Source organism: Vibrio alfacsensis (assembly GCF_019670485.1).
In the GTDB taxonomy this organism is placed as follows: domain Bacteria; phylum Pseudomonadota; class Gammaproteobacteria; order Enterobacterales; family Vibrionaceae; genus Vibrio; species Vibrio alfacsensis.
The window spans coordinates 548,162-565,250 of record NZ_AP024166.1; the positions used below are offsets into that span (position 1 = coordinate 548,162).

General features: G+C 42.3%; 13 protein-coding genes. 6 read left to right on the forward strand and 7 right to left on the reverse strand.

Annotated elements, in window-relative coordinates; translation table 11 throughout:
* Window positions 1-8: 8 nt before the first annotated feature.
* Window positions 9-1,082 carry a tetratricopeptide repeat protein gene (locus VA249_RS16950; protein ID WP_221071833.1) on the forward strand — a complete coding sequence of 358 codons (1,074 nt, stop codon included), beginning with the start codon at window positions 9-11 and terminating at the stop codon, window positions 1,080-1,082.
* Window positions 1,083-1,084: 2 nt separating this feature from the next.
* On the opposite strand, the gene VA249_RS16955 is transcribed toward VA249_RS16950, so the two are convergent.
* Together VA249_RS16955 and VA249_RS16960 are read right to left on the reverse strand one after the other, a co-directional pair.
* On the reverse strand, window positions 1,085-2,707 hold the full coding sequence (locus VA249_RS16955; protein ID WP_221071834.1) for a VRR-NUC domain-containing protein: 1,623 nt from the start codon (window positions 2,705-2,707) through the stop codon (window positions 1,085-1,087).
* A gap of 95 nt (window positions 2,708-2,802) precedes the next feature.
* The gene (locus VA249_RS16960) at window positions 2,803-4,035 is read right to left on the reverse strand and encodes an L-lactate MFS transporter (protein ID WP_221071841.1); all 1,233 of its coding nucleotides are present in this window, start codon (window positions 4,033-4,035) and stop codon (window positions 2,803-2,805) included.
* Window positions 4,036-4,610: 575 nt separating this feature from the next.
* On the opposite strand from VA249_RS16960, the gene VA249_RS16965 reads away from it, so the two are divergent.
* Window positions 4,611-4,973: an NADH:ubiquinone oxidoreductase gene (locus tag VA249_RS16965; RefSeq protein WP_211917476.1), complete on the forward strand. Its 363-nt coding sequence runs from the start codon at window positions 4,611-4,613 to the stop codon at window positions 4,971-4,973.
* A 115-nt stretch (window positions 4,974-5,088) separates the two neighbouring features.
* Here the strand turns inward: VA249_RS16965 and dcuC are convergent, their stop codons facing one another.
* Together dcuC and VA249_RS16975 are read right to left on the reverse strand one after the other, a co-directional pair.
* Window positions 5,089-6,456 carry an anaerobic C4-dicarboxylate transporter DcuC gene (gene dcuC / locus VA249_RS16970; RefSeq protein WP_128812808.1) on the reverse strand — a complete coding sequence of 456 codons (1,368 nt, stop codon included), beginning with the start codon at window positions 6,454-6,456 and terminating at the stop codon, window positions 5,089-5,091.
* Window positions 6,457-6,829: 373 nt separating this feature from the next.
* Window positions 6,830-7,954 (reverse strand): acyl-CoA desaturase, encoded by a 1,125-nt coding sequence (locus VA249_RS16975; protein ID WP_221071843.1) that lies wholly within the window; start codon window positions 7,952-7,954, stop codon window positions 6,830-6,832.
* 270 nt (window positions 7,955-8,224) lie between these two features.
* On the opposite strand from VA249_RS16975, the gene VA249_RS16980 reads away from it, so the two are divergent.
* A complete protein-coding gene (locus VA249_RS16980; RefSeq protein WP_128812810.1) occupies window positions 8,225-8,773 on the forward strand; it encodes a GNAT family N-acetyltransferase in 549 nt (182 codons plus the stop codon).
* Between the two features lie 495 nt (window positions 8,774-9,268).
* Window positions 9,269-11,314: a hybrid sensor histidine kinase/response regulator gene (locus VA249_RS16985; protein ID WP_221071845.1), complete on the forward strand. Its 2,046-nt coding sequence runs from the start codon at window positions 9,269-9,271 to the stop codon at window positions 11,312-11,314.
* A gap of 97 nt (window positions 11,315-11,411) precedes the next feature.
* On the opposite strand, the gene cqsA is transcribed toward VA249_RS16985, so the two are convergent.
* Window positions 11,412-12,593 (reverse strand): alpha-hydroxyketone-type quorum-sensing autoinducer synthase, encoded by a 1,182-nt coding sequence (gene cqsA / locus VA249_RS16990; RefSeq protein ID WP_221071847.1) that lies wholly within the window; start codon window positions 12,591-12,593, stop codon window positions 11,412-11,414.
* Between the two features lie 307 nt (window positions 12,594-12,900).
* The gene (gene ylqF / locus VA249_RS16995; protein WP_221071858.1) at window positions 12,901-13,845 is read right to left on the reverse strand and encodes a ribosome biogenesis GTPase YlqF; all 945 of its coding nucleotides are present in this window, start codon (window positions 13,843-13,845) and stop codon (window positions 12,901-12,903) included.
* A 288-nt stretch (window positions 13,846-14,133) separates the two neighbouring features.
* Between ylqF and VA249_RS17000 the strand changes: the two genes are divergently transcribed.
* Both VA249_RS17000 and VA249_RS17005 read left to right on the forward strand, forming a co-directional pair.
* Window positions 14,134-14,853, forward strand: coding sequence for a nitroreductase family protein (locus tag VA249_RS17000; RefSeq protein WP_221071860.1), 720 nt, complete (start codon window positions 14,134-14,136; stop codon window positions 14,851-14,853).
* A 255-nt stretch (window positions 14,854-15,108) separates the two neighbouring features.
* A complete protein-coding gene (locus tag VA249_RS17005) occupies window positions 15,109-16,089 on the forward strand; it encodes a chemotaxis protein (RefSeq protein ID WP_221071862.1) in 981 nt (326 codons plus the stop codon).
* Between the two features lie 54 nt (window positions 16,090-16,143).
* Here VA249_RS17005 and VA249_RS17010 read toward each other — a convergent pair whose 3' ends face one another.
* Window positions 16,144-16,695, reverse strand: coding sequence for a type II secretion system protein (locus tag VA249_RS17010; protein WP_221071864.1), 552 nt, complete (start codon window positions 16,693-16,695; stop codon window positions 16,144-16,146).
* Window positions 16,696-17,089 lie beyond the last annotated feature (394 nt).

Below are 17,089 nucleotides of genomic sequence, written 5' to 3' on the forward strand. Positions count from 1 at the left end.
GGGTTGATATGGCATTCTCAAAAACACTGTTAGCCATCGCATTAAGCGTAACTGCAAGCCAATCTGTTGTTGCACAGGATGAAACTTTGCTTGCACCAGACCAAGTCTCTTCAGCGAGCGTAACGAGTGGTCAAGAAGTTAACACTGCACAAATGACGCCACAGCAACTGGTGGCAAAATGGTCTTATCAAGCCCAAGATGTGAAACTGCCAGTAGAAAAGCGCATTGAAGCACTACGTGAACTGACGAATTACCCAAGTCAAAACGCATTGGTGGCGGTTGCGCGCAGTCTACAAGATCAAGACCCCGCGATTCGTGAAGCGGCCATTGTTGGTGCAGAACCTTACACGATTGAGCATCGCTGGCGCATGATTGAACCATTATTGAGTGACCCAGAAGCCATGGTTCGCTTTACCGCAGCAACCAACTTAGTGCGTGATTTTTCTAATATCAGCAGCAATCAACAACAAACGCTTGAAGCCCCGGTTGCTGAACTGATCAGCTATCTAGACAACAAGAAGGGTAACGGCTCTAAACTGCTATTGGCAGATGTGTATCGTTGGCATCATGAATGGGATAAAGCGGATAAAATCTATCAAACGTTGGTGACCAATCAACCTGAAAATCCACAAATCTGGTTAAGCTTGGCAGACAACTACCGCGCGCAGCAACGCGATGCAGATGCAGTGAATACATTGGATTCTGCACTTCAACTTCATCCTGATAATGCGTCTCTGTATTATTCGAAAGCGCTGACGTTGGTGCGTTTAGATGATAAAAAGAATGCCGCAACAGAAATCGAAAAAGCAGCCAACATAGCGAAAGATAACAGCTATTACTGGTATCTTAATGGTGTACTGCAAGAAGACCACAACTTAGACAAGTCGGTGAAGTCTTTTGAGCAAGCGTATCTAATCTCTGGTGCGCCGGAACAGCTTTATGCGGTTTGCGACATTTATGTTCGTTACGACAATCCGAAAACAGATGAGTGCTTGGGCGAACTAGAGAAAGTCGCCCCAAGTTACGTAATTGAACAATTGAGAGAGAAAAAAGGGCAGAAGAACGCCAAAGTAAATCGCTAACCTTATTTTGAATCTTTTGCTTTAACGTAACACACCGAAAATGGAATATTGAGGCGATTGAACTCCTTGATCCAACGCCATTGGTTATCTTGGATTTTATCGCCTGGGCCTTTCACTTCTATCCATTCAAACTTCTCATCTTTAAATGCGATCAAATCCGGCATGCCGTTCCGGTAGAGCTTTAGGTCATTTAACTGCACATTAAACAGCTCTACCAGTAGTTTATTAGGGATGAGTTTAAGTGCTAGGGTTAATAACTCTTCGTTTACGTATGTCCAACTGACGAAGGGATTACTGATCCCAACTTTATCTCTGTATGTATCAAGCAGTGCTTGCGTATTTCCTTGTCGAATCTGCTCAAGCGCATTGTCGATAAGCTGCTTTCTTTTATCGGCAAAATCGGCGTGATACAAATCCAATGGTCGATGCTGATAAGCGTTAATGAATGCGCCTTCTATTGGTGCAAATATCGCATCCCACAAGGCTAAACCTAATAAGTTATTGAGCAGGGTATTTTCGGAATAGAAAACGGTCCAACCTAAACTTTCGAAATGCGCTTTGGTTACCAGCTCAACACGTTGCTGGGATAGATCCAATTCGATGTGGTATTCGTTGCACTCGGGCTTGGTGGCTCTCGGGACTTTCAAGCCTTGTTTACGTTTAACGCGTTGTTCGAGCTTCTGTGCCACCTCAAACTCAGAGACATCAATAGGGTGGGTGAGCATCTCCGTGACAATGTCACCAAATGAATCGTTTTGTTCTAGCTTGTCGTATATGCGAGCACGACGCTCTCGGCTTGGCGCGAGTGTGGTCGTCTCAAACAGCGCAATTGCCATCTCAAGTTCGTTTATGCGTTCGTAATCACGGGCAATGTCGTTAATCATGTGTTCGCGTTTACGGTCGACGTAATCATGCTCGACGCGATCGGGCATCGCTTTGATTAGCATATCGAGGTTGGCCTTTTGCTTTCTGTCGCACTGCCAATAGAGGTTGGAGAGTTGGCTGAGTTCAATAAGGCGATCGATTTGTTCTCTGCACTCAAAGAATCGACGGGCTTTACTTAACTGGTATTGTTCGAATTGGTGTAAGCCTAAATCGTCGAGCACGAACTGGCTGAGATCTTGATGGGTATTGGCGAAAAACAGCGTCAGCAAAACATCAATCATGTGTGCGGAGTTAAGCTTAATCACCGTGAAATCCAGAGCCTCAAATAGCTCAAAGCTCTCTTCAATCAGGCATGCTACTAATGCCTCTTTCTTGAGAGATTTAGGGTGCTGAGGGTAGAGCGTTAAGATCTCCGGTTTTGTCAGTAAGTTTACTGCTAATTCTTGTACTGTTAGGTTAGGGGAGAGCGAGACAAAGCCATGAACTGCTAATTCATCTAACGCAGACTGGATGTTCTCGATTTCTTGATAGTTGAGTTTGTCGCTGCGAAACCAGCACCCTTTACGGCTGTATAGACGCACAAGAAGGCACTGTGCAGGTTTACTTAAGCTCTCAAACACGGACAGCCATTGGTGTTCATCTGGGCTAAGTAAATCGCTGTACCACAGGGTAGCGTGCTGTGTGAGCTTAACGAAGTTATCGAGATAGTAATCAGGCGCGAGTTCGACGGTGTTTTCCATAACCAACTAACAATAAAAAAGGCTTAACCCATAGGTTAAGCCTTTTTCGAATCAATTTCTGCAGATCTATTAGAGAAATAGAACTGGACTGGCGATTAAGCGTTTTTCAGTTGCGCTACTTTCGCTTCAGTTAGCGGCTTAGTGATGAACGCTAGTACGATACACACTGCCATCATTGCTGCAGAGATAGTGTAAGCTAGTGTGTAGCCTTCACCGTTTGTCATTGAGAAACCAACCACTGCCGCGCCGATTGCGCCACCGATACCCCATGCCGTGTAAAGCACGCCGTAGTTTGTACCGTAGTTCTTAAGACCGTAGAATTCAGCCGTTAGAGTAGGGAATACCGCTAGAAGCGTACCGTAACCTACAGCTGCGATTGCTGTACCGATGATTAGCGTGAACTCAGTGTTGAACGTTGCGAACAGAACCATGTTGATGCCCTGAAGAACAAACGCTAGAAGAAGAGTACGTACACCACCGATTTTGTCAGCAAGCATACCTGCAGCAACACGACCACCTGAGTTGAAGATCGCAAGTAGAGACGCTAGGTAAACTGCGTTTGGTAGGTTCGCTTGAACACTTGCGATAGTTGTGATGTTACCGATGATCATTAGACCAACAGAAGCAGCGAACGCGTACATGATCCATAGTGAGTAGAACTGTGGCGTTTTTAGCATTGCTTTCCAAGAAAGGTCGTCAGACTTTTTAACAACTTTAGGTGCTTGGCCTTCTTTAACTTTAGGTTCTTCCGGCGTGTAACCCGCAGGTGGGTTGTTAATCGTTGCCGCTAGCGGTACAGCGATTACAAGGATACCAACACCAAGAATCATGAAGCTAGTTTGGATGCCCATGCTGTTAATAAGAGCAGAAGTTACCGGAGCTAGGTAGATCGCTGCTAGACCAAAACCCGCTGCGATAATGCCGTTAACCATACCTTTCTTAGATGCGTGGAACCACTTCATTGCTGATGGAGAAAGACACGCGTAACCAAAACCGATACCTGCACCAGTGATCACACCGAAAGTGATGTTCAGCATTAGTGGTGAGTTAACAAAACCAGACGCGATCATGCCTAGACCAGTTAGAACGGTACCTAGGATAAGGATCAAACGTGGACCCATACGGTCTTGAAGGATACCCGCAACAAGAAGACAGATAGAGAAAGTAATCGTTGCAGTCGCGTAAGGTGCAGATGCTTCTGCCGCGCTCCAGCCTGATTCAGTCACTAGTGCTTTGTTGAATACACTCCAAGCATACAGGATGCCAAGACAAAGGTTGATACAGAATCCTGCTAGCAGGATGCGCATAGCTTTATCAATCTTGCTCATTTTTGTTCTCAGTAATACCTCTTGGCGATTAGCAAAGAGGGTTCGGTTTAAAGATAGGGTTTGCTCAAAATAAGTTTGCGTTTTTCAACACATAACGTAATGAGCGCGGATTATAACCAATAAATGTGTGATTGGAATCTCTTTTTACCCCTAAATCCAAAATTAATTTGAAATATTAAAAACAATTGTAATCGTCTTGTGTTTGGTGTGCGCAAAATGTTGATCTGACGTAAAGAAGCGTTGGTTTGGTAATGAGAATCTAAACGAAACAAGGTGGATAGATTGATGTGAGTGTCTGGTTCACAGTTTAAATAAAAAGTTTCAAAATGTTTGAGTGTTAATTTCTTGTAACGAAACTAACGGAAATAGAGTTCGTTTTTTGTAAGTGCAGGATATAAAGGGTTTATAAATTTGATAATGTTAACCGCTTGTAATAACTCAAATCAGAAATGAAAAACAGACAGGGAACGAGCAAAAATTGTGCTTGTATTTGCTAAATAGATAAGCAAAATAGGGCGCAAAATGAGTTTTCATTAATGAAAGGATGCTTTTCTTTAGTTCTAGTGAGGTGATTTATGAAATTGTTCCTATTACTTATGGCTTCTGTTTCTGCAGGTGTCGCGTCAGCAGATCACATCCATTCATTCATGCTCGGCCTTTCTATTGCCTCACTTGCAGTAGGTAGTTGCTACTTCTTCGCATTCCGTAGTTCGCGTTTTCCACAACTTGCTTTGTTTTTATTGATTTGTGGCATGTTGTCTAAACTGACGATTACGGTTGTGGGCGTTATGTGGGGAATGTCTGCGGAGTTGATTACATCTCCAATTGTGTTTGCTTTGTCTTACATGTTCTTCTCACTAGCCGTAACCTACTTGTGGTTCACATACCGTCAAAGTATTACCAAAGTTCCAGAGCGTTTTAAAACTGCGGCTGCGTAGTTATTAATACAGTTTGTTTTTGAGCGGATACAGAAACGCCAGCGATGATCGCTGGCGTTTTTTTTGAGTTTCATCTGTGTACTAAGCTGCCACAGGAACTAATCTGACATAAGCCCTAAGCAGACATAGGCACAAGAATCATCGTCCCGACGATCACGGTAATCAGACCGGCTAGTACTGGTACTGACGTACGTTTCACTACTTCAAACGGGCTGATATTTGCCATACCAGAAGTCGCGACGATTACGCCAGATACTGGTGAGATAGTACGACCTAGGTTAGATGCTTGTAGCATTGGGATGATAAGAAATGCAGGGTTGAGGCCCATCTTAGCTGCTAATGAAGGTGCGAGTTCTACGAACGCATAGAATGGTGCGTTACCAGAACCCGTCGCGATAGCCGCTGCAACAGTTAGGCCAGTGAGAATAAGCATAAGAGCTACACCACCCGCACCTGCGTTATCCGCTAGGTGAAGTAGGTTGTCGATAGCACCAATAGACATTAAGCCTTGTGCAAACACACCAGCCGCAACCAGTAGCATTACTACGCCTTTAAAAGCATCTGCCATACCTGCATAACAAGAGTCGAGATCCTCAAGCGCTTTCTTACCGTCGAATTTGTGTACGACATAGTTAATTAACGCGCCTAAGAAAATAGAGCCAACTACAATCGTGTAGATATCCAGAGTTAGGCCCGGAATGGTACGACCGTTGAATAGGAATACACCGATGATTGGTAGAAAAGGAAGAACCGCGTAAAACGCAGGCGCATCGGCTTTGATTTCAGAGACATCAATTTTTTCCATTGGCGTGTTGTCTTTCTTATCTAGGTATTTGTTCCAAAAGAAAGCCGCTGCTGCCATCACGATGATTGCACTGATGGAAACTGGTAGTACGGTTTGAACTGCGAATACATCTAATGCAAGGCCTGATTTTTCTGCGGCGATAACCACGTCGCCAGAAGTTGGTGAAAGAATGATTGCTGCTGGTGATGCACATACTGCTACCGCTGCAGGGCGAGAGATACCCATCGCGGTCATCATAGGGAATAGGGTTGCCATCAATAACACACCCAGACCCGTTGCTGAACTCACTGCAAGAGACATCAAACATGCCACAATGTAAGCCGCTACCAAAAGGACATAAGGAGACTTGATAACAGAAAGCGGTTTAGAGAACTGTTTTACTACCACGTTGTTTGCGCCAATGTGTGTCATATAAGACGCAAAGCCACAAAGCAGCATGATTTGCATACCTAGACCACCGCCGCGGTATTGAAGCATGTATTTTACGTACTCTAGCGCGTCCGTCACCATATTACCCGTTGAGGTTATTTTTGATGGCAGAACGTCATGGCCAAGAATACCAGTCATAAGAAGTAAGCCAATACCTGCGGTTAATAACACGCCAGCAGCTTTGTAGCCTTTGACGATGAAATAACCCACAGCAATGGTTACGACCAAGCCAATTAAGAGCTCTAACATAGGGTTGTCTCCGAAATTATGAAAAAATGAAATAAACTGTGTCAGTTTGTTTCATGGAATTTACATAATTATTGCCTGTGGCACGAGACTAAATTAGGACTAGCATGATCTAAAACAAATAATAGATTAATAAATAAATGTGCTGAATTATATTGTGTAAATTACGTTTTTTAGCTGTTAAGTATTGGTTTTATTGAGTTTAAAGAAACGAAAATACGAACAATTGACTGAATAAAAATCATGCAAAATGATTAAAAAGTGAGAAAAATAATAGTTCGAGCTGGATCACGCTAAAGAGGTGTTGTTGTACAAAAAAGCTCCGAATTACGGAGCCTTTGTTTTGATCAACTTGTATTGAAGCGCAAGTTATGCGTTACGCGTAGCGGCGTACTAAAAGATTCCAACTACGTTGTTGTCGCTCAAACTCTTCTTTGATTTGTTGATACCTAATCGTAGAGATGGACTTTTCGTATTTTTTCACGACGGTCGCTGTTTTCACCCCTAGGATCTCTTTTCGAGCTTCGTAATACTCTTGCATATGGTGCACGAGCGCATCAAACTCACTCTGTAACTGGTCACGGATAGATTGACTATTTGGCTTGGTTTCCAGCTTTTCTTTTGCTTTTTTCAATAGTTGTGTCGCACGGGCTTTTTCTATACGAAACGTTGAGGTGGTGCGCAGTTTTGAGGTCAAGCCAAACCATGAACAACCTTTGATCAACCATTTGGTTGGATCGTAATGCCACCAATAGACACCGTTGCGGTAGTCATTCTCAAAAATGTGATGGAAGTTATGATAGCCCTCACCAAACGTAAAGAAAGCCAGAATGCCATTATCACGTGCTGTATTTTTGTCAGTAAAGGTTTGCTTACCCCAAACATGTGCCAGTGAGTTAATGAAGAAAGTTGTGTGGTGGCTTAAGAATAGGCGTGCAGCACCAACAATAAGGAACATACCCAATATATCCCCGTAAATCAGGCCAAGCCCAAGAGGAAAACCAATATTGGTTACGATCGCCAAAGGTACATAATATTTGTGCTGCCACATGGCAATGTTGTCACGCTTTAAGTCTCGGCAGTTGGTGTATTCATTCTCGCTTGATTTGTTGTAATCACGAAGCATCCAACCAATATGAGAATACCAGAACCCACGTTTGGCTGAATAAGGGTCTTTGTCATTATCATCAACATGCTTATGGTGAACGCGGTGATCAGACGACCAGTGTATTGCGCTGTTTTGTAGAGAGAATGCCCCGCCGATAGCAAAAATAAGACGTAAAGCAGGATGAGCTTCATAGGTTTTATGGCTCCAAAGACGGTGATACCCCGCAGTGATACAGAGATTGGTAAAGCTAAAAGCGATGACACCCCAAATTAGGTGTTCCCAGCCCAACCCATAGTGATAGGCATACCAAGGTAAGACAACAAAAGTAAGGATAAAACTGGATGAAAAGATAAAGATATTCAACCAGATGAGAGGTGGTTTCGTTTGATTCACAATATGCATCCAAATTTGAGCTAACAACTGTTCGCCAGAATATCAGCGCACACGTGTAAGTCAAACTCGAGTTGGCAAACTGTTACAATTTAGGCATTTTCAGATAAGGAATGTGAGACGGATATTTTGCTTTTAATTGATAAGTGAGTAGTATTAAACGGTGAAGTGCAGTTTGATGTGTAAGATATCTACCATTAATTTGATTAAATATAGAGATTAATGTTGCTGTTGCTTGCGAAAAGGATAAATAGAAGAATATAGGAATACGTAATGGAATTACGACAAGCGGAATATAAGGATTATGAACGCATTGCATGCCTACATGCAGAAAGTTGGAAGCGTCATTACCGAGAAATTCTAAGCGATGCTTATCTCGAAAGTGAGGCGTTCGATGACAAACTACTTATTTGGCAGACGCGTTTGACCAATCCGCCATTTAATCAAAATATCGTATTAGCGGAAGAGGGCGGGCTTCTTCTCGGTTTTGTTTGTGTATTTGGCAATCATGATTTTGAGCGAGGGAGCTTCATCGAAGCGCTGCATGTCGATGACAGTTATCGTGGCCGAGGCATAGGTAAGCAGCTATTACTCGCGGTCGCTGAGTGGCAACAACAGTATTTTAAAGATTTGGGACTTTATCTGGAAGTCGTGGCAAAGAACGATCAAGCGATTGAGTTCTATAAACACATTGGCGGACAGGAATGCATTGAACGACATTGGAAAACCCCTGAAGGTCGAGAAGCAATAGAAAAGGTTTTTCGTTGGTCAAATGCGCAGTCACTGGTTAGTGGCATTGAAGAAAGCACTATCTATTCATAAACTGTATTAGTACACATAAACAAAGTCTCAAATAGTCCCTTTCAAAAAGAGCAGCTTGTTTGTTGCTCTTTATCTGTGCTCTCCTTAGGCCAGTTACAAGCTAAAGAATCTGCTCATACCTCCTACCAGTTTTCCGTTATCTCTCAAACACGACATTATGCAATGCTATTGTTTGCATATGTGCTATCGTCTGATAAGTTGTAAAAAGAAACCGTAGTCGCAGTACGAAAAGTTGAGGCGTGTGATGTCAGTATATGAACGTGCAGCGATGGTGAACGGTATCGTAAAGGCATTGGTTGGTTTTATGTTAATGATAACGAAGTTGTTTTCATTTTTTTCTCACTCTTAAACGCTTTTAGTAATATATAATTAGAAAACCCCATCTAACTTAAGGTTACTTAGATGGCAAAATTATTTAAATAGCAAAAATTATTTAAATAGCATAAGTACAGAAAGTACCCGTTCAGTTAAAGCTAGGCTTAGTAGATCAAATATATGGAAGCGATTCGTAAGGTTTATCAGTATGCAGAACCGAACCTCTCTCTCGTGGGGTGGATGGGCTTTGTAGGTTTTCCGATTTACTATGTGGTTTGGGCATTCATGTTCCCTCAACCCTACGAAAATCTACCACTTCGCTTGCTCTGCTCGATGTTGTTTTTTGGTATTATTTATCGTAGCCGTGTGCCGTTTGAATGGCGCAAGTTTTTGCCTGCTTATTATCAAGTTGCCATCACGCTCTGCTTGCCTTGTTTCTTCTTCTATATGTTGTTGATGAACAACTGGTCGAATGTATGGGTGATGTCGTTTATGTCTGCGATTTTCCTTCACATTCTGCTCGTTCATATTACTTGGGTTATGTTCGCTCAGACGTTTGCAGGTATTGGACTTGCAACATTCTTCGCTTGGATAGCACAAGGATTCCATCTTGAACTCACGATGGATTGGACGCACGTACCTATCTTTTTGTTCATCTATCTTTTTGGCAATTTATTCTATTTCCGCAATCAGGTAGAGCACGAAGCGAAAGTGTCACTCGCGAAGTCATTTGGTGCTGGAATCGCACATGAAATGCGAAATCCGCTAAGTGGTTTATTAACGTCAATTGACGTAATTCGTTCGATTTTACCAAGTCTAAAAGAAGAGAGAAAAGAACAATATACACTGAGTGAAGAGGATGTCCGGTTATTGCGAGAAGTGAGTGATGACGCAATGGCCATTATTCATTCTGGAAATGAAACCATTGATTTGCTTCTTACATCGATTGATGAAAACAGAGTTTCTCGTTCCACTTTTCAAAAGCATTCTGCACAAGCTGTGGTGGAAAGTGCCATAGAGAGCTTCAGTTACAAACGGAGTAACGATCGCTTAGCTATTTCATTAGATGTACGCAGTGATTTCAATTTTTTTGGTAGTGATACTTTATTGAAATACGTGATTTACAATTTGTTCAAAAATGCGTTTTATCACCGTAATTCGGAAGATTTTCATATTCATGTTTCGATGTATAGTGATGATGAAACTAACCAAATTGTGGTCACAGATAACGGCGCGGGAATCGCTCGTGATGTATTACAAAGCATATTCCAAGACTTTTATACGACCGGTAAATCGGGCAGCTACGGATTAGGGCTACCTTTTTGTAAAAAAGTGATGCGCTCATTTGGCGGAGACATCAAATGTGTTTCTGAGCTTGGAGAATGGTCACAATTTACCATGACGTTTCCAGCGATCGCTTCGATAGAAGTGAAAGAAATTAAACGTGAGTTGATGAAGTTAAAATCCGTGTTGTTTGTCAGTGACCAAGACATACTGATAAACAAAGTGTCTGAAACTGCTCGTTTAATGGGCTTTGGATTGGAGGTTCTCGACGTAAACTCAGTTCTCAAGAAAAAAGAGTATGAGTTTGAATTTGATTTAGTCCTTGTTGATATGGAAAGTCTCGACTTTAGAGCAAATCAATTTGATAAGATTGAATCGCTTTTGTCGTTTACAGAAGCAAGGTTAACGTTTTTATTTGAGAGGCATCCAATACGACGTTCTCAAAACACGGAATTTCAGCCAATTTGGATGGAAACACAGGCATGGTTATTAAACACACGAACAACGCTGGAACGCCTTCTATTTGACGCGCATTATGTTGTACCGGCAATGTCAGCGAAACCTCTAGACGTTCTAAATAAAAGAACGATTATGGTGGTTGATGATAATGAATCCCTACGTAAATTCACTTCAATTTTGTTAGAAAAACAGGGGTTTGAGGTTATTCAAAAAGAAGACGGTCAACAGGCACTAAATGCTCTCGACAATAATGAAATAGACCTGATTTTAATGGATATTGAGATGCCCGTTATGGATGGAGTCGAAACGTCAAGGCGAATTAGAAGTGCCAATAAGGCTTACTCTACTATCCCGATTATTGCTCATACGGGAGACAGTTCATCTATTACATTAGACAAAATTGGTTCATCCGGCATGTCAGACTTTATCGTTAAACCTGCCGATAAGAATAGGCTCTTCGACAAGATAGCAAACTGGATCTAACCGTAAGATCAGGTCTGAATGAGTACAATCATTAAAGAGCTCTGCATTTTGCGGAGCTCTTTTGTTCTTTTGATTCTATTTATACGTTCAGAATGACTTAAACGAATTCGAGTTCTGGATGATCAAATGCTTTTTGACACACCGTTAGAACATGATCAATATCTTGTGGAGTCATGTCTGCATTCAGTGAAAAACGGATAATATTTTTATTACGCCCCGTGGCTGGTCTGCAGAATACTGCTCCAAATACGTTATTATCTTCAAGAAAATCTCGAACACGCTCTGTATTTCGTTCATTACCACATTCCAACGCAACTATCTGGGATTCACTACGAATATGAAAACCTATCTGCTTTAAGCCTGTCGTAAGTGCTTTAGCATGGTTAAACAATTGATTTCGTTTATCGTCAGATTTTTTAATAACTTCGAGAGTTTTCTCAAGACGTACGATTTCTTGAGGAAGTACAGTTGAACTGAATATTGCTGGGTATGCGACAAAAGGGAGTGTTTGTGCCAACTTTTTTGGCCCGAGGATCGCTCCGGCGCGATAAGCAAATGTCTTCGCTAAACTGACAGTAATGAAATCCACGTGCTCTGTCAGCCCTAATGCTTTTACCAATCCCTCCCCATTTGGCCCGTGAGTCCCTAAAGAATGCGATTCATCAACAACGACTGCACAATCGTACGCTTGCGCCATTTCGTAGATGTCGCGAAGAGGGGCGATGGTGCCTATTGTGCTGTATACCGAGTCGACAACAATGACGCCCGGTCCATGGCGCTCAACTTGCTTGCGTAAGTGGTTCATATTGTTATGCATGAAAGGAAAGGCTTGTGCGCCTGCAGCTCGGATACCTTCCCATAAAGACATATGAGCAAAAAAATCAATATAGACTGGGCTGTTAGGAGCGCAGATAGTCTGTAGCAAACCAATATTTGCGGCCCAACCTGATTGAGAAAGTAGGCAACTTTCCATACCAACATACTCGGCAAGTTGATGTTCAAATGCGGGTTTAGTGGTTTCGTCTTGAAGGAAAATTGCGGACATAACAACATTGTCATCATGGCTTGAAATGGCATCACGATGCGCTCGCTGAATATCTTGGTTATGAGATAGAGACAGGTAGTCATTACTCTGCATGACTATTGCGTCAGCCTGAGGTCGCTGTCCTAAAACCAAGTGCTTCTGGTTTGTATTTGGTTCGATTAAATCTTGAAAGTAAAATTCTAGGCGTTCCTCGATAAAGGAAGGAAGGGGTTTCGATTTCAATTGTTGACTCATAATAAACTCTCTTCGTTAATATAGAAAAACGCCAGCGCTGACAGGTATATATTGCCGGATATGAGAGAGCTTTCATTAGTCACGTTGCATAACTTTGCACGTGCCTGCAAACTCAGAATTTGTGAGTTGGATATCGTCTTTAGAGTCTTACCATGTGTAGGTCTATGTGATGCGAAACTCAAACGAATTTTTCAGGAAACCACTAATAATCACGCGTTTTTATAAAATGTTGAGGTAAGATTTATGAGGATTAAGCATATAAAAAAGGCGCATAGTCTGCGCCTTCAGGGAAGATAGAAAACAAAATTTATCGTTTATTACGTAGGTAACGCTTACGACGTTCTTCTTTACGTTTTGCTTTTTCTTCTTCTTTACGAGCGGTTTCGAGCTCTACTTCAATGAGTTCTTGAGAAACCATATCAGGTAATTCTAGTGTGATTTGACCAAGCGTACCTTGACGCAGTTCGTGTAGAAGAATTTCTGATACTTTGTGCAAGTCCACGCGGCCACCAGCACGCAATGCGCCACGACGACGACCGATCTCTTCCATAATTTCGATGTCTGATTCAGGAAGTTCTTCCATTTGGTAGCGTGCTTTTAGCTTCTCAGGGTAATGAGCCGCTAAGTATTCAATTGTATAAAACGCAACTTCGTCGTATTCCATTGCCGTGTCTTTTACTGCCCCTGTCGCTGCCAAGCGGAAGCCACTGTGCGGGTTTTCAACTTTTGGCCACAAAATCCCTGGAGTATCAGATAAAACAATGCCGTTTTGTAGATTGATACGTTGCTGACGACGTGTCACCGCAGGTTGGTTACCCGTAACTGCGATAGTGCGACCCGCAAGTGTATTGATGATCGTGGATTTACCTACGTTTGGAATACCCATGATCATGGTGCGAATGTTTTTACCAACTTCTTCACGGTGGGGTGCGAGTTTACGGCAAAGCTCCATAATTTTGTGAACTTCACTCGTTTCTGACGTTGTGATCGCCATTGCTTTTACATTCTGCTCTTTTTCAAGGTGCTCAATCCATACTTGGGTGAGCTCAGGATCAGCTAGGTCTCGTTTATTCAGTACTTTTACGACGGGTTTATCACCACGTAGTTTCGAAATCATAGGGTTTTCGCTACTGAATGGAATACGTGCATCAAGTACCTCGATGATCACATCGATTTGCGGGATCGCTTCGGCAATCTCCTTTTGTGCTTTATGCATGTGACCAGGGAACCACTGGATTGAGTTGTTAATCATTTTTACGTGTTTACCTTAATTCATTGATTGAAGTGCTTATACTTGCCTGTGCTGTTGCACACATTGACTCGCTTCAATCTGTGATCTTTGGGTTGTTCTAGATGGTGTGCCCAAAGAGTGAAACTGTGTATTGTCATTAGTTTATCACTTTTCTATAAGTGACGGTGTTCAAATTAAATGATTCTGGGCAGAAATAGCGGTCGATAATGGCTCTACGTGGCTGGAACCGCTTGCGCCACGCTTTTCAATAAGTAAAGATCGTGCCTATTTGAATAGTTTAGGTAAGTTATGATGTCTTCTTTTGAGTCTATCGTTCAGTCTCGTCGCTCCATTCGCAAATATGATGAGAATGCGGATTTTAATCATGATGATGTCGCTCACGCTCTTGAGTTAACGACGCTCAGCCCAAACAGCAGTAACATGCAAATGTGGGAATTTCATCGTGTGATTTCACCTGAGAAGCGAAGCAAGCTTGCAGAATATTGCATGGGTCAGAATGCGGCAAAAACAGCCAATGAGCTGGTCGTATTTGTGGCAACAACGCATAACTGGAAAGAGCGCGCTAAGCGCAACGCAGAGACTGTGCGTCAGGCTTTTGAGGGCCGTGACGACGCTGCGGCGAAACGCGCTCTAAAGTATTACGAGAAACTTATCCCGTTGGTTTACAACAACGATAAGTTTGGTTTGCGTGGGTTGTTTCGAAAAGCCTACAGTGAGTGGCTAGGGCGCAATAAACCTATGGTACGTGAGGTGAGCAAATCGGATGTACGAGTGTGCCTACATAAAAGCGTTTCACTGGCGGCGATGACATTTATGTACGCGATGCGAGATAAAGGCTACGACACATGCCCTATGGAGGGCTTTGACTCTAAACGCGTAAAAGCACTATTAGATCTGCGAGACAGCGACCAAATAACGATGATTATCAGTTGTGGCGTGAGAACAGAAGAGGGCGTGTATGGAGAGCGTCATCGTGTGCAGCAAGAGACGGTGATTAAAAGCCATTAAATTCTCCTAAACTTTTTGTTCTTGTGGTCGCTAACCTAGGCACGACGAATAGTATTAGTGGATTGGTGAATATTATTTGTTCATAAATCAGAAGAATTTAGCGTTTGTTATAAAAATGTGAGATACGTATCGATTGGTTTATTTACAAATTTCATTACAGCCATTACAACAAGACACTTAGATTTTTTGCCTTTGGATTGCTTACCGCGGGCGTGCATCAGTCGTTATTGATGCGTATTTTGGATAATTGGGTTTATGAACAACGTAACCAGTAGTATTTTGACTGAAAGTGGCACAAATGAGTTAGAAATCATTGAGTTCCATTTAGAAAAACAACTACCAGATGGTAGTACAAAAACATGTTATTACGGCATTAACGTGGCTAAAGTCCGCGAGGTGATCCGTGTACCAGAAACTACTGATTATCCCAATGCTCAACCGCACATGATTGGTGTATTTTCTTCTCGTGAAGTCTTAACTCCTTTGGTGGATCTTGCGGGTTGGTTAGGTGTACCGACGCGACGCGATCTAGATCGAAAGTTTGTTATCGTCACGGACTTTAACAAGATGACCAATGGTTTCTTGATCGATAGCATTTCACGTATTCACCGTATTTCTTGGAATGATGTGGAATCGCCAAGCCAGTTTCTAGAAGCGGGAGAACAAGACTGTGTGGTGGCGGTGGTTCGTAAGGATGGCAACTTAATCATGATCCTCGACTTTGAAAAGATCATTGCTGACATCAACCCTGAGTTGAGCATGGAAAAATACGATGTGAAAGGGGATAAATCGGTAGACCTAAACCAACGTATGGTCAGTAAGCGTAATGCAAAAACCGTCATGGTTGTGGATGACTCGGCATTTATCCGCTCTTTGATTCAAGATACGTTGGCATCAGCAGGTTACAACGTGATCACTTGTAAAGATGGTGGGGAAGCGTACGAGAAGTTAATGAACTTGATAGACGTTGCCAAGGAAGAGAATCTCCCGATTAAGGAACTGCTTGATGCTGTGGTTACAGACGTAGAAATGCCTCGTATGGATGGCATGCACCTTGTTAAGCGATTGCGAGATACAGAAGCCTACAGTCAGATGCCGATTTTGATGTTCTCATCACTGATGAGTGAAGATAACCGAGCGAAAGCGTTGGCATTAGGGGCGAATGACACCATTACTAAGCCAGAGATTGGTCGAATGGTGAACATGATGGACAAGTACGTGTTTAATTTTACTTAACACTTTATCCAAAATTAGATACAAAAATGGCTGCCAATTGGCAGCCATTTTTGTTTAATTACATGGATTGAGTATTAAGGTGTAGCTTGAGTCTTCGTCTTCTGGGGCGGCATAAAAAATGCTGCATTTGTTCTCATCTTGATTATTGTCTTCGCGGGCGGTTATTGCCATGTACTTTTTATCTGTTGTTAGTTTGATTTGCCAAGTACTATCAGAGTATTGATGTTCTAGGTCAGGGATCAGAATTCCCAGCCCTTGCTCATAGGTATCCGGGTAACCCCAACGGAAAACACACTCTTGCTTAGGGCTATCTTTTTCACAGTCATCAAATGGTAACGATTGTTTTGGAACAATGATACTGCCATCGCTATCAGGGTAGCTATTTTTGTTTGATACGTAAGGAAGATCTTCCAACCCCGCTATCGCCATTTTACTGTAACCCAACGCAAGGCCTGATTGAATGGCGGCTTTCATGCCCTCTAGGCGGGCTTCGCGGGCGTCATCTTGAATGTTCAAAAAACGAGGTGCTGCGGTCACCGCTAAAATACCGAGTATGACAATAACAACAACAAGCTCAATTAAAGTAAAACCAGATTCTTTTTTCATACAATCTCTTAGTTTTCTAGTGTTTTAGTCTGACATATTTCTTGTTTTTGGTTTGTCAAACTGATTGTGTGGTTTTTAATGAGTTATTCATCGCGAATTTCTACATTTAACTAGAATTATAATACGGAGATCTAGGTTGGGGTAGTGGTCGTGCGTTAAATTTTCCAATCTAATGTTAACTAAAATTGAAAGTTTCATAATATGAACTCGATGGGTTCATTTATTAGTACATTTTGATTGTGTTTTTTGTGAGCTTGGTTGATCCTATGCGCCGATTAAAGACCTGATATCCTCTTGTCTTATCGACTAAATTCCCAATTGTCGTGAGTGGTTCTATTTTACGAGTATTTCACACGTAGGGCCTACCTCTCAATGCTTGCTGATTGGGGCACTT